Origin of the sequence: Pseudomonas sp. TMP9 (assembly GCF_037943105.1) — a bacterium.
GTDB lineage: Bacteria > Pseudomonadota > Gammaproteobacteria > Pseudomonadales > Pseudomonadaceae > Aquipseudomonas.
Map to the genome: position 1 here is coordinate 630,211 of NZ_CP149803.1, position 20,509 is coordinate 650,719.

A 20,509-nucleotide genomic window follows, 5' to 3' on the forward strand; every position below is an offset into this window, starting at 1 on the left:
CTTAACAGGCGGTTGGCTGAAGCCTGCCTGCGCTGGCAGCCAGGCTGGGCGATTAAGGGACGAGCGCCGGCAGCGGCCCAGCTGATTGCAGCCCAACTGATTGCCCGGCAACGGGTTGCTTGAGGTCGCGCTCGGCCTGTTGTTCGCGCAGCAAGCGCCACTGCGCAAGCACTGCTTTGGCTGGCCAGATTTGCGGTTCAGACGGCTCAAAGCCGTCGGCTACTTCACGCGCGGCGACGCTGGCTTGGGCTAGGGTAAAGGCGCCTTGCAGGTCATCCGTTTGCTGCAAGGCTTCGGCAAATAAGGCGCGGCCAAAGTAGGTAAAGTCGTTTTCTTCGGAACAGCCGAAAGATACCCGATCAGCCCGTGCGGCGGTCATGATCAGGGTTTTCTCATCTTGCAGTTTGGGGATAAAACCGCCGGAATAGCAGGCGGAAATCACCAGCACTTTATAGCGGTCCTTGAGCGGTTCTAGCAGGCTCGCCAGCTCACTGGCGGGCAGGTCGTTGAGTTGCAGGCGCGGCTGGTCGAGGTTGAGTGCATGCTGGGCCGAGCCGTGGCTGGTCAGGTAGATAAAAATCAGGTCTTCCTTGCCACTGCGCTCAGCCAAGGCCTGGATGCTGCGGCCCAGGCTGACGCTGGTGGCCATCGGCCGATCGGCCAAGTGGTCACGGTGATTGACCAGCGTAATCCGCCCGTGCGCCGCGAAGCGCTCCTGCAGCAGGTCGCCGACATAATCGGCCTCACGCATAAACACGCTCTGCTTGCCGTCGCCTGCCAGTGTCAGGGTATACAACTCAATTGCGGCAGTTGAGGCGGGCAGTTGGGCGATTGCGGCATCAAGTAACCGACCTTGTTCCAGTAAGCCGATGGCCAAGGTGTCGGGCACTGGATTGCCTTGGGCGTCACCAATACGCTGGCCTTGCTGCCACATGCCGCGTTGCTGGCTGCCATCGGCCAGGCTTAAACGGCCTTGGCCGTGGTAGCGCCAATCGCGGAATTGGCCGGTGTAATGGCTGCCGTCGGCACCCGTAAATTCGCCCTTACCGGTCAAGCTGCCATCGACAAAACGCCCGCTCCAGACGTCACCCTCGGCGCTCTGATAACGGCCTGTGCCATGAAACTGGTTATCCCGAAACTCCCCGTTATACAGGTCACCAGTGCGGTTCTTGAAACTGCCTTGGCCGTTCAGTTGGCTGTTGTCGAAGGTGCCGACATATTGGTTGCCTTGCGCGTCGGTCAGGACGCCTTGGCCATGGGGCTCGCCCTTGCGGAACTGGCCTTGGAAGCTGTCGCCATTGCGCCACTGCAGTTCGCCCAAACCCTGATAGAGGCCTTTGCTGAATTCGCCACGGTATTCCAGGTCAGTGCTGTTGAGGTGGCCTTCGCCGCTGGGCGTGCCGTTGGTAAAGCCCCCTTCATAGCGGCTGCCGTCGCGGTAGGTCAGGCGACCTTGGCCGTTGAATTGGCCATCTTTGAACTCGCCTTGGTAATAGCTGCCGTCGCTGTAATCCAAGCGCCCTGGGCCTTGCAACCGCCCATCAATGATCTCGCCGCGGTAGCGGCCACCATCCGGCAATACGGCATCGGCGGGCAGCAGCGGTTCACCGTCGCCGCAGGCTACAAGCAACAGGGTAAGGCTCAAGGGCGCGAGGAAGACGAGGTGGCGCATGCACAAAATCCGGGCTGGAAGGTCGCTAAGTATGCCTTAACGCGCTTTGCCTGCCGTGATCGGGCGCGCGGCTAAGGCTTGAAAATCATCGGGCAAAACAAAGGCGCAGAGGCTGATACCTGTGCGCCTTTACTCAGCTGCGGGAGCTAGACGAAGCAGAGGGTCAGGGGTTCGGCGATATAAGCGGGTTTATCTTGGCCTTCGATTTCCAGTACGACTTTAGCTTTGAGCAGCCACTGGCCGGGCTTTTTCTCGGTCACTTCAAGCAGGCTGGCCGTCAGGCGAACTTTAGAGTTGACCTTAACCGGCTGGATAAAGCGCACGCTGTCCAAGCCATAGTTCACGGCCATTTTCAGCCCGGTGGGCATGATCATGATGCCTTCCATCAGTTTGGGCACCAGTGACAGCGAGAGAAAGCCGTGGGAGATGGTGCCGCCAAAAGGGGTGAGTTTGGCTTTTTCTGGGTCAACGTGGATGAACTGGTGGTCGCCCGTGCATTCGGCGAACTGGTTGATGCGATCTTGATCGATGGTCAGCCACTCGGAGTGGCCAAGTTCTTTGCCGATATAGCTGGACAACTCGGCGGCAGGTACAGATGTCATGGTTTCTCCTTGAAGACGCGGGTGTTGTTTTTTTTGGGGCGTAAGTTCTTCTGCGCGTAGATCATCATGGGTTTGCTGCAGGGTCAAGTGCCTTGTGCGGCGCAAACAGGTGCGCTGTCTGGCCCGGGGTAACTGCTGTAAGCCGGCCCTTGCCGGGCGCTTCTGCTTATAATGCGTGGCCGTGCGCCTTGGATCATACGATTCGGAGATTACCCATCATGTTGTTACGCGGCCTTTTCTGGCTGGTGCTGTGCCAGTTGCTCGGCACTGCACTGAATGCCCTGCTGATCCCGATATTGCCGGGGCCGATCATTGGCATGCTGCTGCTGTTTAGCTTCTTGTTGCTGCGCGGCGAGGTGGGCGAACCCCTGCACCAAGCCTCCGCTAGCCTGCTGAAATACTTGCCATTGCTGCTGGTACCGCCCGCGGTTGGCGTCATGGCCTATGCCGGCGCTATTTCTGCGGACTTCTGGGCGATTGCGGGCGCGCTGTTGCTGTCGCTGATCATCTCGATCGTGTTCGCCGGCTGGTTGATGCAAAAACTGATCGACCGTCAGCATCGGCGTAGGGGCGTATGAGCATGGAATGGCATGCCGCCTGGCAGGCGCTGACGCATCATCCGTTGTTTGGAGTGGGCATCACCCTCGGTGCTTACCAACTGGCCATGGCCGCTTATGAGAAAACCCGCTGGGTGTTTTTACAGCCGGTGCTGGTGTCGATGCTGACGGTGATTGGCATTCTATTGGCTTGTGGCCTGACCTTCGCGCAATACCAGGGCAGTGTGGCCGCGCTCACGCTGTTCCTCGGCCCGACTACGGTGGCGTTGGCCGTGCCGTTGTTCGTTAACTTGCGGCGCATACGTCAGCTGTTCTGGCCGACGTTTATCACTCTGGTAGTGGCGGGCGTGGTCGCAACAGCACTGGGTGTTGCCTTGGCTTGGGCCTTCGGCGCCGAGCGAATCATGCTGATGAGCATGGCCCCCAAATCAGTCACTTCGCCGATTGCCATGCTGGTGGCCAGCCAGATTGGCGGCACTGCCGCTCTGGCGGCAGTGTTTGTGATGATCACCGGGATTCTTGGCGCGATTATTGGGCCGTCATTGCTGAAACGCGCTGGCGTGCAGCACCCAGCAGCGCTGGGCATGGCCTTGGGCCTGACTGCGCATGCCGTCGGCACCGCCCGGGCGCTGCAGGAAAGCGAGGAATGCGGTGCGTTTGCCGCCCTGGCAATGAGCTTGATGGGTGTGTTTACCGCGGTGCTGCTACCGCTGGCAATTGTGTTTTGGCTTTAAGGAGATGCCCGTGAACCTTCCGTTATTTCCCCTCAATACCGTGTTGTTCCCCGGTTGCATGATGGACTTGCAGCTGTTCGAGCCGCGTTACCTGGACATGATCAGCCGCTGCATGAAGCAGGGCCACGGCTTTGGCGTGGTTGGCATTGTTAACGGGGCTGAGGTGGGCGAGGCTGCCGGGCAGTTTTCGGCGATCGGCTGTGAGGCGCTTATCCGCGATTTTCAGCAGCGGCCTAATGGCTTATTGGGGATTCGTGTTGAGGGCGGGCGACGCTTTCGCGTGCAGCATGCTCACGTACTGCTGGACAAGCTAACCATGGCTGAAGTCGAGTGGCTGGACGAGCCGGCAGAGCAACAGTTGGGCAGCGAGCATGCTGACTTGGCGGCCTTGCTGGTGGCGCTCAACGCCCACCCGCTGGTGGAATCACTGGGCATGGCGAGCGAGCCGGCCGGGCAGCTGGCATTGGCCAATCAGTTGGCCTACCTGCTGCCGCTCGAGGTTGAGGAAAAACTGCAATTACTCGAAATCAGCGAAGCGCCGGTGCGCTTAGAGAGGCTGCAAGCGTTGCTGGAGCGTTTGCAGGGCGGGCCTCAGTAACGGTACAGCAACAGGCCGGCGGATAACTGCCACGTGGCGATGCCGCCAAGCAGTGCGGCAACCGTCGGCAGCAACAGCCACCAGACCTTTGTAGGCAGTGCTGGCAGCGTTGTGCGCCATTGCACCAGGGCCAAACTCAAGGTGCAGAGGCAGGTGGCGAGCATGGCGCCGGCGATGATATCGCTGGGCCAATGCACCCCCAAATACACCCGCGAACCCGCTATTGCGGCCGCCGGCACGCTGGCCAGTAACAGCCAGGTCAGGCGCATGCGCGCCGGTTGCCCACGCCCGGCCAACACGCCCAGCAGTAAAAACAACGCGAAGGCTGCTGAGGTATGACCGCTGGGAAAACTAAAGCTGCTCAGTGGCTCCAGCAGCACATCTGGGCGGTTGCGGGCGAACAATGCCTTCATCGCGCTATTGGCCAAGGCCGTGCCGAGGAGGGTGCCAATGGCCAGGCACAGCGCTCGCCATTGTCGAGTGGCCAGCAACACCAGGCACAACAACACGGCTGCCGCTAATTGGGTGGTCAGGTCGCCCAGGCGGGTAATCAGCACCATCAAGGTATCCAAGCCTGGGCTGCGTTGCTCCTGAACCAAGGTCAACAGGCCCTGATCAAGTTGAGTCAGGTAGGGCCAGCTGAGCATCAAGGCGCACAGCAACACTAAGCTTGCCCCTGCCGCCATCAGATTGGTGTGGCGCAGGCGGCGCAGACTGCCTTGCACACCGATACCAATCACCAGCGCAACCGCGCCAGCAACAGCCCCGGCTTGTGGCCAAAAGCCATCGGGTAGTGGCAAGCGCATCGCCGCGCCCGTAGCCCAGCCGGGCAGCATGTAGACGATGGACCAGCCGACACCGGCCAGAATGCTGACGGCTAAAAAGCGTGCAAACGGCATGTCAAACATGCCGGCGACCATCGGCAGCATGGGCCGCAGCGGGCCAATAAAACGGCCAACAAGCAAGCTGGCGACGCCGTAATGCAGAAAATAGGCGTGGGCGCTGCTCAGCCATTGCGGGTTATTACGCAAGACCGGTAGGCGGCCAATATCTTTTTTGAAGTAGCGGCCAATCGAATAAGACAGGCAATCGCCGAGCAGGCCACCCAAAAACGCCAGTAACAGAGTTTCCCCTAAACCCAGCGCACCGTTGCCTGCCAGCGCGGCCACGGCGAACATCAGCACGGTGCCGGGCACCAGAATGCCGGCAATGGCCAGGCACTCGATGCAAGCGATAAGGAATATCGCCACGGCCAGCCATTCGGGGTTAGCGCTCAGCCAGAGCGTCAGCGTGTCAAACCAGTGGCTCATCAATGCTCGTCCATGCGGGTCAGTAGGTGATAGTCCTGGCCGGCGATCTGTCCGCGGCGCAGCGGGTGGCGTGTGCAGTGCCGGGCAAACGCAGCATCGACAAAGCGGTAAAGCAGCTGTTCATCGCGGCCATGGGGGATGCCCAAGCGTGTGCATTGCACCACTTGCTGTGGGTATTGGCCTAGGTCTTCGACAAACAAACGCTGCTCATCGAAAGGCTGCGCATCCCAGTCCGGCACTTTCAGGCCTAAGGCTTTGCACAATAAGGTTTGACCACTGCAGAGTTTTTCCAGTGGCCGGGCTTGGCCTTGGCGGTCAGGGTTATTGCGGTGCATCTGCGCCAAGGCATCCGCGCCACTGTGCGCGTCTTGCCAGGCATACGCAGATTTAATCAGTACTGCATTGCCTGGGCCGTGGGCGCTGAAGTTTAACGAGTCGCCGCCACGGGCGTAATACATGTAAATATGCCCGCCCTCCATAAACAGCGCGCGGCGTTTGTGGGTGTAGCCAAGGGAGGCATGGCTGCCTTTCTCACTCAGGTAATAGGCTTCGGTTTCGATAATGTGTGCACTTAACCAGAGCGCGCCGTGCTTGTAACGGATGACCTTGCCGAGCAGCGCACGGGCCAGCTGTTGTGCATCACGGTCAAAGAAGCGTGCGGGCAACGCGCGGCCTTTGGGCCATGGCGAGTTCAGGTCGGGATCGGCGAGCATAGGTGGCACGGTCATCTGGCGGGGCTGGGTTGGCGCGATATTAACAAGGCGATTCTGAAGCATGCCTGAAACTTCTGCTGTCGCAGCGATGCGTGGCTGATTGATCGCGCCCGCAGGCGTCACGATTACCGTCCGCCGCGCAGCGCTGGGCGTGAGGCGGCGCGACCGTTATACTCAGCGACTTTTTTCAACCGCCAGACCCGCCAAGACCATGACTGAGTCCGTGCTCGACTATATGACCCGCCTGGGACAGGCCGCCCGCAGCGCTTCGCGCGTGTTGGCGCGTGCCAGCACCGCGCAGAAAAACCGCGCCCTGCACGCCGCCGCTGCCGCGCTCGACGCTGCGCGCGTGGCGCTAACAGCCGCTAACGAGTTGGACCTGGCCGCCGCCCGCGCCAGTGGCCTAGAGCCGGCCATGGTCGATCGCTTAGCGCTGACGCCTGCGCGTATCGATGGGATGATCGAAGGCCTGCGTCAAGTCGCCAACCTGGCGGATCCGGTCGGTGCTATTCGTGACATGAGCTACCGCCCGTCGGGTATTCAGGTGGGCAAGATGCGCGTGCCCCTGGGCGTTATCGGTATCGTTTACGAGTCGCGGCCGAATGTGACCATTGATGCTGCCAGCCTGTGCCTAAAGTCCGGCAATGCCACCATCCTGCGCGGCGGCTCCGAGGCTATTCATTCCAACCGCGCAATCGCCGTGTGTATTCAGCGTGGCTTGGCTGAGGCAGGGCTTCCGGCTGCTGCGGTACAGGTGGTAGAAACCACTGATCGTGCTGCCGTGGGCGCGCTGATCACCATGCCAGAGTTCGTTGACGTGATTGTGCCGCGTGGCGGTAAGGGTTTGATTGAGCGCATCAGTCGCGATGCTCGGGTGCCGGTGATCAAGCACCTAGACGGCATCTGCCATGTCTATGTCGATGCCCATGCCGACTTGCCTAAGGCGCAGGCCATCGCCTTCAACGCTAAAACTTATCGCTACGGCATCTGCGGCGCCATGGAGACCTTGCTGGTTGATCAGGCCATTGCCGCTGATTTCCTGCCGGGCATGGCTGAGCAGCTGCGGGCTAAAGGTGTTGAGCTGCGCGGTTGTGCAGTGACCTGCGGGCTGATTGAGGCCACGCCGGCGATTGAGGACGATTGGCACACCGAGTACTTGGCCGCGATTTTGTCGATCCGTGTGGTCGAAGGTTTGGACCAAGCGATTGAGCACATCAACCATTATGGCTCGCACCACACCGACTCAATCGTCACCGAACACCAAGGGCAGGCCCGACGCTTTATCGCTGAAGTCGACTCCAGTTCGGTGATGTTAAATACCCCGACCTGTTTTGCCGATGGTTTTGAGTACGGCTTGGGTGCGGAGATCGGCATCTCCACGGACAAGCTGCACGCCCGTGGCCCGGTTGGTTTGGAAGGGCTGACCTGTGAGAAATACGTGGTGATCGGTGACGGTCAGTTGCGTGGGCAGACCGCCTAACAGTGGCGCGGCGTATCGGTTTGCTCGGTGGCACGTTTGACCCGGTTCACATTGGGCATTTGCGCAGCGCCGTGGAAGTCGCCGAAGCGCTGCAGTTGGATGAGTTGCGCCTGATTCCCAGTGCGCGACCGCCGCATCGCTCGGCACCGCAGGTGAGTGCGCTGGACCGCCTGGCTATGGTCAGGCTGGCGGTGGCTGATGCGGGTGTGTTGCAGGTGGATGATCGCGAGCTGCACCGCGACATACCGTCCTACAGCATTGATACGCTGGAGTCCGTGCGTGCGGAGTTGGCGGCGGATGATCAGCTGGTTTTACTGCTCGGTTGGGATGCCTTTTGTGGCTTGCCAAGCTGGCAGCGTTGGGATGAGCTGCTTGAGCATTGCCATATTCTGGTCTTGCAGCGCCCGGATGCCGACAGTGAAGCGCCTGAGGCGCTGCGTAATCTGTTGGCGGCGCGCAGTGTCAGCGCGCCGTCGGCCCTGAATGGGCCGAGCGGGCACATTGCTTTTATCTGGCAGACACCCTTGGCGGTGTCGGCCACCCAGATCCGCTCGTTACTGGCGAGCGGAAAGTCGGCACGTTTTTTAGTGCCTGACGCGGTACTGGCCTATATACATGCCCACGGACTTTACCGTGGCGCGAATTGAACACGAGATAAATGAGTTACTTATGACAACTGCAAAAAAAATCATGCCCAGCGAAGACCTGGTCAAACTGGCCATCACCGCTCTGGAAGAAATCAAAGCGCAAGACATCACCACCATTGATGTGCGCGGCAAGACCAGCATCACCGATTTCATGCTGATCGCCAGCGGCACCTCCAGCCGTCACGTTAAATCGCTGGTCGAAAACGTGCTGGAAAAAGTGAAAGAGCAGGGCGTACGCCCGATCGGTACTGAAGGCATGGACACGGGCGAGTGGGCGTTGCTCGACCTTGGCGACATCGTTGTTCACGTGATGCTGCCAACGGCGCGTGAGTTCTATGACCTTGAACGTCTGTGGCAGGGTGCTGAGCAAAGCCGCGCGCAATTCAGCGCCGAGCCAAGCGCTGAGCAATCGAGCGGCGAGCAGCAGTAAGGCCGCAGCGGTGCGCATCAAACTGATCGCCGTCGGCTCGCGGATGCCGCGCTGGGTGGAAGAAGGCTGGCAGGAATACGCCAAGCGCATGCCCAGCGAGCTGTCTTTAGAGTTGGTAGAAATTGCCTTGACCACCCGCGGTAAGAACGCCGATGTGACGCGCATGATTCGCCAGGAAGGCGAGGCCATGCTGAGCAAAGTGGCACCGGGGGAACGCATTGTCACCCTTGAAGTCGAAGGGCGGCCGTGGAGCACTGAGCAATTGGCGGTTGAGTTGGACAAGTGGCGCCTGGATGCGCGCACCGTCAACCTGATGGTCGGCGGCCCGGAAGGGCTGGCACCTGAGGTGCAAGCGCGCAGCGAACAACGCTGGTCGTTATCGCCGCTGACCCTGCCGCACCCGCTGGTGCGTATTCTGATCGGTGAACAGATGTACCGTGCCTGGACCGTGCTGTCCGGCCACCCTTATCACAAATGATTTCCCAGACCTAAGCAGCAGCCATCGATGCCGCAACCTATTCGCCTCAAAGACCACGAGAAAGACGGCCGCCTGATCCGCAAGCGGGCGGTGGTCGGTGCTGTGGTGGTTTTGTTGCTGACTTCGGTGCTGCTGGCGCGGATGTATTACCTGCAAGTGGTGCAGTTCGAGTACCACACCACCTTGGCAGAAAATAACCGCATTCACGTGCAGCCAATTCCGCCGAATCGCGGGCTGATTTACGACCGTAACGGCGTGATCATCGCCGACAACCGTCCTAGCTTCAGCCTAACCCTGACGCGCGAGCGCGCCGGCGACTGGCCGCACGTACTCGATGTGATCGTCGAGGTGCTGGAACTTGAGCCCGATGACCGCGCGCTTTTTGAGCGGCGTGTGCGTCAAGGGCGTCGACCTTTTGAGCCGGTGCCGGTGCTGTTTGAGCTAAGCGAAGAGCAAATCGCCCGGGTCGCGGTCAACCAGTTCCGCTTGCCGGGGGTGGAGGTGGTGGCGCAACTGGTGCGGCACTACCCGCTGGGTGAGCATTTTGCGCATTCGGTGGGCTATGTTGGGCGCATCAACGAAAAAGAGCTGAAAACCCTCGATCCGGTGGCCTACAGCGGCACGCACCATATCGGCAAGACCGGTATTGAACGCTTCTATGAGGACGAGCTGCACGGCGAAGTCGGTTACGAAGAAGTCGAAACCAACGCCCGTGGTCGGGTGTTGCGCGTACTCAAACGCACCGATCCGATCCCCGGCAAGGACATTGTGCTGAGCCTGGATATCCGCTTGCAGGAGGCTGCAGAGGCCGCCTTGGCCGGTCGTCGTGGGGCGATTGTGGCGATTCAGCCGCAAACTGGCGAAGTACTGGCGATGGTCAGTCAGCCTAGCTTCGATCCCAACCCCTTCGTTACGGGCATCGGCTTTAAGGCGTATGCCGATTTGCGCGACTCTATCGACCGGCCGCTGTACAACCGGGTGTTGCGCGGCCTTTATCCGCCGGGCTCAACCATTAAGCCAATGGTGGCAGTCGCAGGATTAGATGCTGGCGTGGTGACCCCGCAGACCCGCGTGTTCGACCCAGGTTTCTACCAGTTGCAGGGGCACAGCCACAAATACCGTAACTGGAACCGCACGGGTGACGGTTGGGTGGACATGGACCTGGCTATTGCCCGCTCCAACGACACCTACTTCTACTCGCTGGCGCACAAAATGGGCATCGACCGCCTGCATGACTATATGAGCCGTTTTGGTCTGGGTCAGCGCGTGTCGCTGGACATGTTTGAGGAGACTGCCGGGCTGATGCCTTCGCGTGACTGGAAGCGTGCGCGTTACCGCCAACCGTGGTACCCCGGTGAAACGCTGATCCTCGGCATCGGTCAGGGTTATATGCAAACCACCCCGCTGCAACTGGCCCAGGCCACGGCGCTGATGGCCACACGCGGCAAGTGGATTCGTCCACACCTGGCCAAGACCATTCAAGGACGGGTCCCGGTAGACCCGAATCCGCTGCCGGATATTGTTCTGCGTGATCCGAAATTCTGGAGCATCGGCCAGCACGGTATGGAGCAGGTGATGCACGGCCCACGTGGCACCGCACGCAAGGTCGGCGATATTGCGCTGTACCGGATTGCCGGCAAGAGTGGCACCGCGCAGGTTGTGGCGATCAAACAGGGCGAGAAATACGACCGCAGCAAGGTGGCCGAGCGTCACCTTGATCACGCGTTGTTTGTTGCGTTTGCGCCGGCCCACGACCCACAAATTGCCGTGTCAGTCATGGTGGAAAACGGTGAGTCAGGTTCCGGGGTCGCTGCGCCGGTGATGAAGCAGGTGGTCGATGCGTGGCTGCTGGATGAGAACGGCCAGTTAAAAGCTGAATATGCCCCGCCTGTGGCGGCTGAGGTCGCTGCGCCATGAGTAATAATTTCGACCGTAACCTCTCCACCGATGACTTAATGCGCCGCCGTGCGACCTTGTTGCAGCGCCTGCACATCGATGGCGTGTTGCTGTTACTGCTGCTGATCTTGGCAGCGGGCGGTCTATTTCTTTTGTATTCCGCCAGCGGTAAAAACCTCGACTTGTTGGCTAAACAGGCCAGTTCCTTCGGCATCGGCTTGGTGGGTATGTTGATTATTGCCCAGTTTGAGCCGCGTTTTATGGCGCGCTGGGTGCCGCTGGCCTATATCGGCGGTGTCGGTTTGTTGGTGGTGGTGGACGTTATGGGCCACAACGCCATGGGCGCCACGCGCTGGATCAATATCCCCGGGGTGATTCGCTTCCAGCCCTCAGAGTTTATGAAGATCATCATGCCGGCGACCATCGCCTGGTACCTGTCCAGCCGCAGTTTGCCGCCGCGGCTGAAACACATTTGCATCAGCTTAGCGATGATCATAGTGCCGTTTGTGCTGATTCTGCTGCAGCCCGACCTGGGTACCTCATTGCTGATTATCGCCTCGGGCGGTTTTGTGCTGTTTATTGCAGGCCTGCAGTGGCGCTGGGTGATGGGGGCGGTCACGGCGGTGGTGCCGATTGCCATCGGCATGTGGCTATTTGTTATGCGGGACTACCAAAAGCAGCGGGTGCTGACCTTTCTCAACCCAGAAAGCGACCCGCTGGGTAGCGGTTGGAACATTATCCAGTCCAAGGCGGCCATCGGTTCTGGCGGTGTGTTTGGCAAAGGCTGGCTGCAAGGCACGCAGTCGCACTTGGATTTTCTCCCGGAGAGCCACACCGATTTTATTATTGCCGTATTGGCCGAAGAATTTGGCTTGGTCGGGGTGTGTTTGTTACTGCTGGTGTACATGCTGTTGATCGCGCGTGGGCTGGTGATTACCGTGCAAGCGCAGACGCTGTTCGGTAAGCTTCTCGCCGGGGCGTTGACCATGACTTTCTTTGTTTATGTATTCGTTAATATCGGTATGGTCAGTGGTTTGCTGCCAGTGGTGGGCGTACCGCTGCCCTTTATCAGCTATGGCGGCACCTCGCTGATTACGCTGTTGGCCGGCTTTGGGATTTTGATGTCAATCCACACTCACCGTAAGTGGATGGCGCAGGTTTGATTAGGATTATGAATTCAATGCAAAAAACACGTGGTTGGATGGTACGTACTGCACCTTGGCTGGCGTTGGTTGGGGTGTGCGGGGCGGTTCAGCCTGCGTTGGCCAGCGACTACCAGCAGTCGCCACAAGTGGCTGAGTTTATCGGTGAGATGACCCGCGATTATGGCTTTGCTGGTGAGCAACTGGTTGGGATGTTTGCTGAGGTTGAGCGCAAGCAGGCCATCCTCGATGCCATCTCACGGCCAGCGGAGAAGGTTAAGCAGTGGAAAGATTACCGACCGATCTTTATCACCGATGCGCGGATCAACAACGGTGTGGCGTTCTGGAAGCTGCATGAAGAGACCCTGGCCCGCGCCGAGGCTGAGTACGGCGTACCCGCCCAAGTAATAGTCGCAATCATTGGGGTAGAAACCTCTTACGGCGGCAATACCGGCAGTTGGCGAGTGATGGACGCACTGTCGACCCTGGCCTTCGATTACCCGCCACGCTCACCCTTCTTTCGTAAGGAGCTGCGTGAGTTCCTGTTACTGACCCGTGAGGAGCAAGTTGAGCCACTGAGCCTGAAAGGCTCTTACGCCGGCGCCATGGGCTTGCCGCAGTTTATGCCAAGCAGCTTTCGCGCCTATGCCGTGGATTTTGACGGTGACGGCCACATCAATATTTGGACCAATCCAGTGGACGCCATCGGCAGCGTCGCCAGTTACTTCAAGCGTCACGCCTGGCAGCCCGGTCAGCCGGTAGTCAGCGCGGCAACGGTGAAAGGCGCCCAGGTCGATCAGGGCTTAACAGTAGGCCTGGACCCGGTAAAAACGGCAGCTGAATTACGGGCGCTGGGTTGGACAAGTGCTGATCCGCTGGCAGATGACTTGCCCGTGACGGCCTTCCGTTTGGAAGGCGCCGAGGGCCCTGAGCACTGGCTGGGTCTGCCGAATTTCTTTGTGATCACCCGCTACAATCGCAGCGTGATGTATGCCATGGCAGTTAATCAGCTGGCAGAGTTGCTGGTCGATGCGCGGGGTAAAAATTGATGGTGCGTTTACCCTTTAAATTAGCTGCTTATGGCAGCTTGATGCTGCTGTTGGCCAGTTGCTCGTCAAGCCGAGCGCCGGAGCCGGTCGCGCCGATCCTTAAGGGCGGAGCGATTTCCGGGCCGGGTGATTTCAATCGTCCACACAAAGACGGTGCGCCATGGTGGGATGTTGACGTCTCGTTGATCCCCGATGCGGTGCCGATGCCCCATTACGGCCCGGTTAAAGCCAGCCCTTACACGGTATTCGGTAAGCAGTACTACCCAATTCCCGATGCCCGGCGCTACCAAGCAGTTGGTCCAGCGTCTTGGTATGGCACCAAGTTCCATGGTCAGGCCACGGCTAACGGTGAAACCTACGACCTGTATGGCATGACTGCCGCGCACAAGACCCTGCCGCTGCCCAGTTACGTGCGCGTGACTAATTTGGAAAACGGTAAAACTGCGGTGTTGCGCGTGAATGACCGTGGGCCGTTCTATTCCGATCGGATTATCGACCTGTCTTTCGCTGCCGCTAAAAAGCTCGGTTATGCAGAAAGCGGCACGGCGCAGGTTAAAGTTGAGGGCATTGATCCCCATGAGTGGTGGGCTCAGCAGGGTCGTCCAGTGCCATTGGTATTAGCCTCGCCGCAGCAAGTGGCTCAGGTTAAAACCACGCCGCAGCCGGTGTCCCAGCCATTCGAGCAATATTCGCCGCCACCGCAACAGCATGCCGCCGCGGTGCTCCCCGTGCAGATTGACGCAAAAAAAAACGCTTCAGTAGGAGCCTCTGGCCTGTATCTCCAGGTAGGAGCCTTCGCCAATCCGGACGCTGCGGAGCTGCTTCGTTCGAAACTGAGCGAGACAGTGGCTGCCCCCGCGTTCGTCAGCTCAGTGGTGCGCAACCAACAGATCTTGCACCGCGTGCGCCTGGGGCCGGTGAGCAGCCAACGCGAGGCTGAGCAGCTGCAAGACAGCGTGCGTCTGGCTAATCTGGGCGAGCCAACTGTGGTCAAAGCAGACTGACAGGGCACTAATGCTGTTAATGCCGGACTAAAAGCATGCCGCTCAGTTAATTCTTGGTCGGCCGCAGTATCCATCATGCCCTTATGGGCTGTTCCACCATCAGCAATCTAGAGAGACGGATGAATATCACCAGCTTTGCGCAACGTGTTTTCCTTTCACTTTCCCTGCTCAGTGCATCGGCTGCTTGGGCTAACCAGCCAGCCATTCCCTCTGCTCCACAGCTGGCTGCCAAGTCCTATGTGCTGCTGGATGCCGCCAGCGGTAAGGTGTTGGTGGAAAATAACGGTGACCAGCGCTTGCCGCCGGCCAGTCTGACCAAGCTGATGACGGCCTACATTGCCACTCTGGAAATCCGCAAGGGCAAGATCGGTGAGCAAGATCTGGTGCCGATTAGTGAGCATGCGTGGCGCACCGGCGGCGCTGCATCCGGTGGCTCGACCATGTTCCTGCCGCTGAACAGTCAGGCTAGCGTGGACGATCTGCTGCACGGGGTGATCATCCAATCGGGTAACGATGCCAGCATCGCCTTGGCTGAGTACATCGCCGGTAGCGAAGACGCCTTTGCCGACATGATGAACGAAACGGCGGCGCGTCTGGGCATGAGCAACAGCCACTTTATGAACGCCACTGGCCTGCCGCACCCTGAGCATTATTCCAGTGCGCACGATATGGCGGTGCTGGCTCGCGCCATCATCAACGAAGACCAGGAACACTACGCCATCTATGCGCAGAAGGACTTTCTCTGGAACAACATCAAGCAAGGCAACCGCAACCTGCTGCTGTGGCGTGACAAAACCGTTGATGGCCTGAAAACCGGGCATACCGAGGAAGCGGGTTACTGCTTAGTAGCCTCGGCTGTACGCGATGGCGCACGCATGATTACCTCGGTGTTTGGTACCGTCAGCGAATCGGCCCGTGCAGCAGAAACCCAGAAGCTGATGACCTATGGTTTCCGCTTCTTTGAGACCCGCACCTTCTACCAAAAAGGTCAGGAGCTTGCCCAATCCCAGGTGTGGAAAGGTGCTGCGCGTCAGGTCAAAGCTGGCTTGGCCAATGACTTGACCCTGACGTTGCCAAAAGGTCAGCTGGACAAGCTGCAGGCCGGCATGATCCTCAACCCGCAACTCACCGCGCCGATTGCGCTGGGTGATGTAATCGGTACGGTGCAGGTCAAGCTGGGCGAGGACGTGGTGCACAGCGCTGATTTGATTGCTCTGGAGGCTGTCGAAGAGGGCAGCTTCTTCCGCCGTCTGTGGGACAGCGTCAGCTTGTTCTTCTTCGGGCTATTCAACTGACAACGTGACCTGCTCGCCCTTGCCGAACTGCAGGGGCGTTGTGGCCACGGCTTACGAGGCCGTTACCACCATGACTCAACCTGACGTCAAAACCCATAAAATCGAATTTCCCTGCGCGGATTACCCAATCAAAGTAGTCGGCGACAGTGGTGCTATGTACAAAAGCACGGTGATCGAAATCCTTAGCAAGCACGCCAAGGTCGATCTCAGTACGTTGGCTGAACGCCAGAGCCGTAACGGTAAGTACACCACGGTGCAGTTGCACATCGAGGCCACTGGTGAAGACCAGTTGCGCGATATCAACAGTGCGTTGCGCGCCACCGGTATCGTTCATATGGTGCTTTGATGAGCCTGCCGCTCGGCTTTCGCGAGCTGGGTCAGGTTGACTACCAGCCCATCTGGCATGCCATGCAGCGCTTTACTGATACGCGCGGCGTCGATACGCCTGACGAGATCTGGCTGCTCGAACACTCCCCTGTTTTTACCCAAGGCCAGGCCGGCAAGGCCGAGCACGTGCTGTTTGCGGGTGATATTCCGGTGGTGCAGGTCGACCGTGGTGGCCAGGTGACGTACCACGGTCCCGGTCAGTTAGTGGCGTATCTGCTGTTAGATATACGTCGCAGTGGTATGGGTGTGCGCGACCTGGTCAGCCGCATTGAGCGCAGCCTGATTGACCTGTTGGCCAGCTACGGCGTTAAGGCGGCGGCCAAGCCGGATGCGCCGGGCGTGTACGTCGATGGCGCGAAGATCGCGTCCCTCGGGTTGCGCATTCGTAATGGGCGCTCTTTTCACGGCTTGGCGCTGAATGTCGACATGGATTTGCAGCCCTTCCAGCGCATCAATCCGTGCGGGTATGCCGGTATGGCTATGACGCAGCTGGCTGACCAAGCCACAGAGTCAGTGACTATTGCGCAGGTCAGTGCGCGGCTGCGTGAGCAGTTGGTCAAGCACCTCGATTACGCCCAGCAGCAAAATTTGGCCGGTAAAGTAAGCGACTAAACCGCGCCTAAAAAAACGCCTGACCCAGACAAAGTCTTGGGTCAGGCGTTTTCTAAGATCAGTTCAGGTTTAGCGTCGGAATTAGGCTGTTGTCGACGTGCTGGCCTGGAACAGCGACCGGCGCCGCCAAGCCTAGGTTGTTCTTCTCGAACACCTTGTCGGCGCGGTAGCTGGAGCGCACCAGCGGCCCAGCAGCCACTTCCATAAAGCCCTTACCTAAGCCGATCTCGCGCAACTGATTAAAGGCTTCCGGGCTGACCCAGCGCTTTACTGGCAGATGATTGCGGGTCGGCTGCAGGTACTGGCCAAGGGTGAGAATGTCCACGCCGATGGCGCGTAGGTCATCCATGGTTTCGAGCACTTCGTCGTCGGTTTCGCCAAGACCGAGCATCAAGCTGGTTTTGGTCAGCACGTCAGGCCGGTGGTGCTTCGCGTGGTCTAGTACGCGCAGGGTCTTTTCGTAACCGGCGCGTGGGTCACGCACGTCGTAGGTCAGGCGCTTGACCGTCTCGACGTTCTGCGCAAACACCTCAAGGCCAGAATCCACTACGCGTTCAATTGCCTGCAGGTCACCATCAAAATCGGGCGTCAGCGCCTCCACCACCACGTGCGGGGTACGCTGCTTAATGGCTCGCACGCAGGCGGCATAATGCGCAGCACCGCCGTCGTCGAGATCATCGCGATCCACCGAGGTCAGCACGATATAGCGCAGCGCCATCAGCTCCACTGACTTGGCGGTGTTTTGCGGTTCTTCCAGGTCCAGCCAGCCTTTGGGGTTGCCGGTATCCACAGCGCAGAAACGGCAAGCGCGTGTGCACACCGAACCCATCAACATGATGGTGGCCGTACCGTTGGACCAGCATTCGCCAATGTTCGGGCAATGCGACTCCTGACACACAGTGCTTAAGCGGTGCTCGCTGACATTGCGCTTGACCGCTTCGAAGCGACTGCCGCCGGGTGCTTTGACTCGCAACCATTTAGGTTTGGGCTCAAACACCTGCGGTTCGCTTGAGGCGCGGCGTTTTTGTCCGTCCTTGATCGCGGTAGTGCCTTGGGTGGAGCGAAATTTTTCGCCGCTGGCAACGGTTTTGGGTAGGGAGATATCGGACATCGGCAATCTGGGCTCCGCTAGAGGCTCCGTGGGACGAGGCGGCTTGTGGCCGCCGCAAAGCTTACCACAGACGCTGACCGGTCAGTCCGCTGGCGGCTGCGCGGGCTATTCGCGCAGTTACCTGAGTCGCTGCAGCAGCTCATGGCTGGGGTAGCCATCGGCAGGCAAGCCTAAACTCTGCTGGAAGGTGCGAACGGCCTTGCGTGTATTAGCACCGATAATGCCGTCGGCCGGGCCCGGCTCGTAGCCTTTGCGGGTCAGCAATTCCTGCAGTTCGATACGCTCGCTGCGGCCCAATTGGCGGTCATTACGTGGCCATGCGGCTTGCACGCCCGGGTTGCCATCCAATGCATCGCTAAGCAGGCCGATGGCCAACGCGTAAGCGGTGGAATTATTGTATTTAAGAATGCTGCGGAAATTGTTCAGCAGTAAAAAGGCGGGGCCGCGATGCCCGGCCGGCAGAAACAACGTGGCCAAGCTTTGCTCATCGGCATCAATGGTGCGAGTCGGATTGATCCCGAGACTGCGCCAATCCGTCAGGCTGCGGCGAACTTCCGGGTCGGCCAAGGCGTAGTCAAAGCCCTGCGGCAGATTGACTTCAAAACCCCACGTCTGGCCATTTTCCCAACCCGATGCTTGCAGATAATGCGCGGCCGAGGCCAGGGCGTCGGGGGTGGATTTCCACAAGTCGCGGTGGCCGTCGCCATCAAAGTCGACGGCATGCTCATTGAAGGTGGTCGGCATAAATTGGGTCTGGCCCATGGCGCCCGCCCATGAGCCGATCAGCCCCTGTGCCGGGCCATCGCCGGCTTGCAGTATCTGCAGGGCGGCGAGCAATTGGCTGCGCCAGAACACCTGGCGGCGGCCGTCATAAGCCAATGTAGCGAGGGAGCGGATCACATCATGACTGCCGATATTGCTGCCGTAATTGCTTTCCATGCCCCAAATGGCGATCAGTACTTCATGATCGACGGCGTAGGCACTGCGAATGGCTTTTAAGGTGGGTCGATACTGCGCTTTCAGCAGGCGACCTTGGGCAATACGGGAAACAGAAACGGCCCCGTCGATGTATTCCCACACAGGTCGGGAAAACTCGGGTTGGCTGTTATCGGCGCTCACCACTTTTGGGTTCAGGGTGATGCCGGCGAAGGTGCGGTCGAACAAGGCTGCATCGATGCCCGCGGCAATGGCATCACTGCGCAGTAGCATGCGCCATTCATCGAAGCTGATAAGCGGGGTTGGGCTAGAAGCACTCATGGCGACTGGGTTGGCGGTCGCTGCTGGCGCGCTAACCGGCTCGGCGGCAAGCGGTTGGGCCGGCGCGTCGGCACACGCCGTCAGAAGCAGCAGAAGGCTGGCGGTGGCACTCTGTTTAAGGCCCCGAACAAGCAGATAAGGCATGGCGGTCTCGGCACATTTTGCAGGCAGCAACCTTAGCATAAATGAGCGGATGTGCGGGTGTTGGCGGGCTGCGGTGGGCGTTTCAGGCGGCCTGAACGTATGAAGCCTCCCAGTTCTGCTGGGAGGCTTCGCGGCGGTAGCTACCTTTGCCTTTACCGGGCTTCTCTTGTCGAGAGCGGAACAGCGGTTGGGCAATCAGGGATTTGGCTTTGTTGGGGCCGTGTGTACTTTTCTTAGTCATGATTTCTCCTGAGGCAAGGGCCAGCTTTGCTAGGCGGGTAAAGCATGATCCGCACAAGCTGAAATGTCCAGTGCCCGGCGTTTAGCCTGGCAGGCGCACAGGCTGACCACAGATACTCAACGTCAGCAGACTCAGACCGCTCCAAGGGTCGCCCGTCGCTTGGCCTTTAATCTGTGCATCAATCTGCTGCGCATCCAGCAAAAGTGCTGCCCAGCGCGCTGCGGATAAACGCTGCAAAGCCTTGCTGACTATGGGGCGGCGCTTATCCCAGACTGGTGGGCGGGCTGAGCTAAAGGCTTTATCCAGCGGCATGCCGTGGGCATGCTGCTGGGCTATGGTGGCCAGCAGGCGGATTTCTCGAGCCAGCGCCCAGAGGATCACCGGTGGCTCAACGCCCTCGCCGCGCAGGCCTTCAAGCATACGCAGGGCGTGAGCGGCTTCGCCATTCAGCGCGGCATCGATCAAGCCAAACACATCGAAGCGCGCGCTGTCAGCGACCGAGGCGTGCACCGTGTTGACATCAATTTGCGTGCCTTCGGCCAGCAGTTTGAGCTTCTCGATTTCCTGAGCGGCGGCGAGCAGGTTGCCCTCAACGCGGATGGCGATCATGTCCACGGCTTCGGCGCTGGCGCTGAGGCCTGATTGCGCCAGGCGCTGGCGAATCCATTGCGGCAGTTGGCTAGTTTCGACCGGCCAGATTTGCACGAACTGAGTCTGTGCGCCCTCAATCAGTGCTTTGCCCCATTTGCTCTTCTGCGCGGTGCCGTCGAGCTTAGGCAAGCTGATCAACAACACCGTGTCTTCGGCCGGTCGAGCCAGGTATTCGAGCAACGCGGCGCCTTTATCGCTGAGTTTGCCACTGGGAATGCGCAGCTCTAAAAGGCGTTTGTCAGCAAATAAAGACAGGCTAGCGCCAGCCTGAAGCAGGTTGCCCCAGTCAAAGTGTGTGTCGGCGTTGAATACCTGGCGTTCACTGAAGCCCTGCTGACGGGTTGCAGCGCGAATGCTGTCGGCCGCTTCCTGAGTCAGCAGCGGTTCGTCGCCACTGATCACATACACCGGGCTTAGACTGCCCTGCAGGTGTTTGCCGAGTTGTGCGGGGTTGAGTTTCATCGCGAGGCGAAGCTGGGCTGCTTGCGCAGCCCGGCGT

Annotated in this window: 22 protein-coding genes; 14 read left to right on the top strand and 8 right to left on the bottom strand. The window is 59.4% G+C overall.

Going from position 1 to position 20,509, the window contains the following annotated elements:
- Nucleotides 1–52: 52 nt before the first annotated feature.
- Both WF513_RS03020 and WF513_RS03025 read right to left on the bottom strand, forming a co-directional pair.
- Entirely contained in the window at nucleotides 53–1,672 is a 1,620-nt protein-coding gene (locus tag WF513_RS03020) for a C13 family peptidase (protein ID WP_339081321.1), read from the bottom strand.
- A 146-nt stretch (nucleotides 1,673–1,818) separates the two neighbouring features.
- Entirely contained in the window at nucleotides 1,819–2,274 is a 456-nt protein-coding gene (locus tag WF513_RS03025) for a MaoC family dehydratase (RefSeq protein WP_339081323.1), read from the bottom strand.
- A gap of 218 nt (nucleotides 2,275–2,492) precedes the next feature.
- On the opposite strand from WF513_RS03025, the gene WF513_RS03030 reads away from it, so the two are divergent.
- From WF513_RS03030 to WF513_RS03040, 3 genes are read left to right on the top strand one after another with little or no spacing between them, the layout of a single operon-like run.
- On the top strand, nucleotides 2,493–2,852 hold the full coding sequence (locus tag WF513_RS03030; RefSeq protein ID WP_339081324.1) for a CidA/LrgA family protein: 360 nt from the start codon (nucleotides 2,493–2,495) through the stop codon (nucleotides 2,850–2,852).
- Between the two features lie 2 nt (nucleotides 2,853–2,854).
- Entirely contained in the window at nucleotides 2,855–3,565 is a 711-nt protein-coding gene (locus WF513_RS03035; RefSeq protein ID WP_339081325.1) for an LrgB family protein, read from the top strand.
- 10 nt (nucleotides 3,566–3,575) lie between these two features.
- Complete coding sequence (locus WF513_RS03040; protein WP_339081327.1) at nucleotides 3,576–4,163, top strand: LON peptidase substrate-binding domain-containing protein; 588 nt, start codon at nucleotides 3,576–3,578, stop codon at nucleotides 4,161–4,163.
- On the opposite strand, the gene WF513_RS03045 is transcribed toward WF513_RS03040, so the two are convergent.
- Nucleotides 4,157–5,473, bottom strand: a complete 1,317-nt coding sequence (locus WF513_RS03045; RefSeq protein WP_339081329.1) for a bifunctional DedA family/phosphatase PAP2 family protein — start codon at nucleotides 5,471–5,473, stop codon at nucleotides 4,157–4,159. The two genes, WF513_RS03040 and WF513_RS03045, sit on opposite strands and share 7 nt — an antisense overlap.
- Complete coding sequence (locus WF513_RS03050) at nucleotides 5,473–6,186, bottom strand: DNA-3-methyladenine glycosylase (protein WP_339083383.1); 714 nt, start codon at nucleotides 6,184–6,186, stop codon at nucleotides 5,473–5,475. The genes WF513_RS03045 and WF513_RS03050 overlap by 1 nt, the downstream gene beginning before the upstream one ends.
- 211 nt (nucleotides 6,187–6,397) lie before the next feature.
- Here WF513_RS03050 and WF513_RS03055 point away from each other — a divergent pair, with 211 nt between their 5' ends.
- The 11 genes from WF513_RS03055 (at nucleotide 6,398) to lipB (ending at nucleotide 16,606) form a co-directional block, all read left to right on the top strand.
- Complete coding sequence (locus WF513_RS03055) at nucleotides 6,398–7,666, top strand: glutamate-5-semialdehyde dehydrogenase (RefSeq protein WP_339081331.1); 1,269 nt, start codon at nucleotides 6,398–6,400, stop codon at nucleotides 7,664–7,666.
- Nucleotides 7,667–7,668: 2 nt separating this feature from the next.
- Nucleotides 7,669–8,313 (top strand): nicotinate-nucleotide adenylyltransferase, encoded by a 645-nt coding sequence (gene nadD, locus WF513_RS03060; RefSeq protein ID WP_339081333.1) that lies wholly within the window; start codon nucleotides 7,669–7,671, stop codon nucleotides 8,311–8,313.
- A gap of 43 nt (nucleotides 8,314–8,356) precedes the next feature.
- Nucleotides 8,357–8,743 (top strand): ribosome silencing factor, encoded by a 387-nt coding sequence (gene rsfS, locus WF513_RS03065; protein ID WP_339083385.1) that lies wholly within the window; start codon nucleotides 8,357–8,359, stop codon nucleotides 8,741–8,743.
- Between the two features lie 10 nt (nucleotides 8,744–8,753).
- Nucleotides 8,754–9,221, top strand: a complete 468-nt coding sequence (gene rlmH, locus WF513_RS03070; protein ID WP_339081336.1) for a 23S rRNA (pseudouridine(1915)-N(3))-methyltransferase RlmH — start codon at nucleotides 8,754–8,756, stop codon at nucleotides 9,219–9,221.
- A 27-nt stretch (nucleotides 9,222–9,248) separates the two neighbouring features.
- Nucleotides 9,249–11,138, top strand: coding sequence for a penicillin-binding protein 2 (gene mrdA, locus WF513_RS03075; RefSeq protein WP_339081339.1), 1,890 nt, complete (start codon nucleotides 9,249–9,251; stop codon nucleotides 11,136–11,138).
- Between the two features lie 38 nt (nucleotides 11,139–11,176).
- The gene (rodA, locus tag WF513_RS03080; protein ID WP_339083387.1) at nucleotides 11,177–12,280 is read left to right on the top strand and encodes a rod shape-determining protein RodA; all 1,104 of its coding nucleotides are present in this window, start codon (nucleotides 11,177–11,179) and stop codon (nucleotides 12,278–12,280) included.
- Between the two features lie 17 nt (nucleotides 12,281–12,297).
- The gene (gene mltB, locus WF513_RS03085) at nucleotides 12,298–13,308 is read left to right on the top strand and encodes a lytic murein transglycosylase B (RefSeq protein ID WP_339081341.1); all 1,011 of its coding nucleotides are present in this window, start codon (nucleotides 12,298–12,300) and stop codon (nucleotides 13,306–13,308) included.
- The gene (locus WF513_RS03090; RefSeq protein ID WP_339081343.1) at nucleotides 13,308–14,312 is read left to right on the top strand and encodes a septal ring lytic transglycosylase RlpA family protein; all 1,005 of its coding nucleotides are present in this window, start codon (nucleotides 13,308–13,310) and stop codon (nucleotides 14,310–14,312) included. Before mltB ends, WF513_RS03090 begins: the two co-directional genes overlap by 1 nt.
- A gap of 119 nt (nucleotides 14,313–14,431) precedes the next feature.
- On the top strand, nucleotides 14,432–15,607 hold the full coding sequence (locus WF513_RS03095; RefSeq protein WP_339081346.1) for a D-alanyl-D-alanine carboxypeptidase family protein: 1,176 nt from the start codon (nucleotides 14,432–14,434) through the stop codon (nucleotides 15,605–15,607).
- 70 nt (nucleotides 15,608–15,677) lie between these two features.
- Nucleotides 15,678–15,953: a DUF493 domain-containing protein gene (locus WF513_RS03100; RefSeq protein WP_339081348.1), complete on the top strand. Its 276-nt coding sequence runs from the start codon at nucleotides 15,678–15,680 to the stop codon at nucleotides 15,951–15,953.
- Complete coding sequence (lipB, locus tag WF513_RS03105; RefSeq protein WP_339081351.1) at nucleotides 15,953–16,606, top strand: lipoyl(octanoyl) transferase LipB; 654 nt, start codon at nucleotides 15,953–15,955, stop codon at nucleotides 16,604–16,606. Before WF513_RS03100 ends, lipB begins: the two co-directional genes overlap by 1 nt.
- 58 nt (nucleotides 16,607–16,664) lie before the next feature.
- On the opposite strand, the gene lipA is transcribed toward lipB, so the two are convergent.
- From lipA to holA, 4 genes are all read right to left on the bottom strand, one after another.
- A complete protein-coding gene (gene lipA / locus WF513_RS03110; protein ID WP_339081353.1) occupies nucleotides 16,665–17,717 on the bottom strand; it encodes a lipoyl synthase in 1,053 nt (350 codons plus the stop codon).
- A 117-nt stretch (nucleotides 17,718–17,834) separates the two neighbouring features.
- Nucleotides 17,835–19,118 (bottom strand): lytic murein transglycosylase, encoded by a 1,284-nt coding sequence (locus WF513_RS03115; RefSeq protein ID WP_339081355.1) that lies wholly within the window; start codon nucleotides 19,116–19,118, stop codon nucleotides 17,835–17,837.
- Between the two features lie 82 nt (nucleotides 19,119–19,200).
- Complete coding sequence (arfA, locus tag WF513_RS03120; RefSeq protein ID WP_339081357.1) at nucleotides 19,201–19,359, bottom strand: alternative ribosome rescue factor ArfA; 159 nt, start codon at nucleotides 19,357–19,359, stop codon at nucleotides 19,201–19,203.
- Nucleotides 19,360–19,440: 81 nt separating this feature from the next.
- The gene (gene holA, locus WF513_RS03125) at nucleotides 19,441–20,472 is read right to left on the bottom strand and encodes a DNA polymerase III subunit delta (protein ID WP_339081359.1); all 1,032 of its coding nucleotides are present in this window, start codon (nucleotides 20,470–20,472) and stop codon (nucleotides 19,441–19,443) included.
- Between the last annotated feature and the right edge of the window lie 37 nt (nucleotides 20,473–20,509).

What these genes read in the sequence shown, in the direction of transcription:
- WF513_RS03020 (WP_339081321.1), bottom strand. Translation starts at nt 1,672, where the DNA reads ATGCGCCACCTCGTCTTCCTCGCGCCCTTGAGCCTTACCCTGTTGCTT.
- WF513_RS03025 (WP_339081323.1), bottom strand. Translation starts at nt 2,274, where the DNA reads ATGACATCTGTACCTGCCGCCGAGTTGTCCAGCTATATCGGCAAAGAA.
- WF513_RS03030 (WP_339081324.1), top strand. Translation starts at nt 2,493, where the DNA reads ATGTTGTTACGCGGCCTTTTCTGGCTGGTGCTGTGCCAGTTGCTCGGC.
- WF513_RS03035 (WP_339081325.1), top strand. Translation starts at nt 2,855, where the DNA reads ATGGAATGGCATGCCGCCTGGCAGGCGCTGACGCATCATCCGTTGTTT.
- WF513_RS03045 (WP_339081329.1), bottom strand. Translation starts at nt 5,473, where the DNA reads ATGAGCCACTGGTTTGACACGCTGACGCTCTGGCTGAGCGCTAACCCC.
- WF513_RS03050 (WP_339083383.1), bottom strand. Translation starts at nt 6,186, where the DNA reads ATGCTCGCCGATCCCGACCTGAACTCGCCATGGCCCAAAGGCCGCGCG.
- WF513_RS03055 (WP_339081331.1), top strand. Translation starts at nt 6,398, where the DNA reads ATGACTGAGTCCGTGCTCGACTATATGACCCGCCTGGGACAGGCCGCC.
- rsfS (WP_339083385.1), top strand. Translation starts at nt 8,357, where the DNA reads ATGCCCAGCGAAGACCTGGTCAAACTGGCCATCACCGCTCTGGAAGAA.
- mrdA (WP_339081339.1), top strand. Translation starts at nt 9,249, where the DNA reads ATGCCGCAACCTATTCGCCTCAAAGACCACGAGAAAGACGGCCGCCTG.
- rodA (WP_339083387.1), top strand. Translation starts at nt 11,177, where the DNA reads ATGCGCCGCCGTGCGACCTTGTTGCAGCGCCTGCACATCGATGGCGTG.
- mltB (WP_339081341.1), top strand. Translation starts at nt 12,298, where the DNA reads ATGCAAAAAACACGTGGTTGGATGGTACGTACTGCACCTTGGCTGGCG.
- WF513_RS03090 (WP_339081343.1), top strand. Translation starts at nt 13,308, where the DNA reads ATGGTGCGTTTACCCTTTAAATTAGCTGCTTATGGCAGCTTGATGCTG.
- WF513_RS03095 (WP_339081346.1), top strand. Translation starts at nt 14,432, where the DNA reads ATGAATATCACCAGCTTTGCGCAACGTGTTTTCCTTTCACTTTCCCTG.
- WF513_RS03100 (WP_339081348.1), top strand. Translation starts at nt 15,678, where the DNA reads ATGACTCAACCTGACGTCAAAACCCATAAAATCGAATTTCCCTGCGCG.
- lipB (WP_339081351.1), top strand. Translation starts at nt 15,953, where the DNA reads ATGAGCCTGCCGCTCGGCTTTCGCGAGCTGGGTCAGGTTGACTACCAG.
- lipA (WP_339081353.1), bottom strand. Translation starts at nt 17,717, where the DNA reads ATGTCCGATATCTCCCTACCCAAAACCGTTGCCAGCGGCGAAAAATTT.
- WF513_RS03115 (WP_339081355.1), bottom strand. Translation starts at nt 19,118, where the DNA reads ATGCCTTATCTGCTTGTTCGGGGCCTTAAACAGAGTGCCACCGCCAGC.
- arfA (WP_339081357.1), bottom strand. Translation starts at nt 19,359, where the DNA reads ATGACTAAGAAAAGTACACACGGCCCCAACAAAGCCAAATCCCTGATT.
- holA (WP_339081359.1), bottom strand. Translation starts at nt 20,472, where the DNA reads ATGAAACTCAACCCCGCACAACTCGGCAAACACCTGCAGGGCAGTCTA.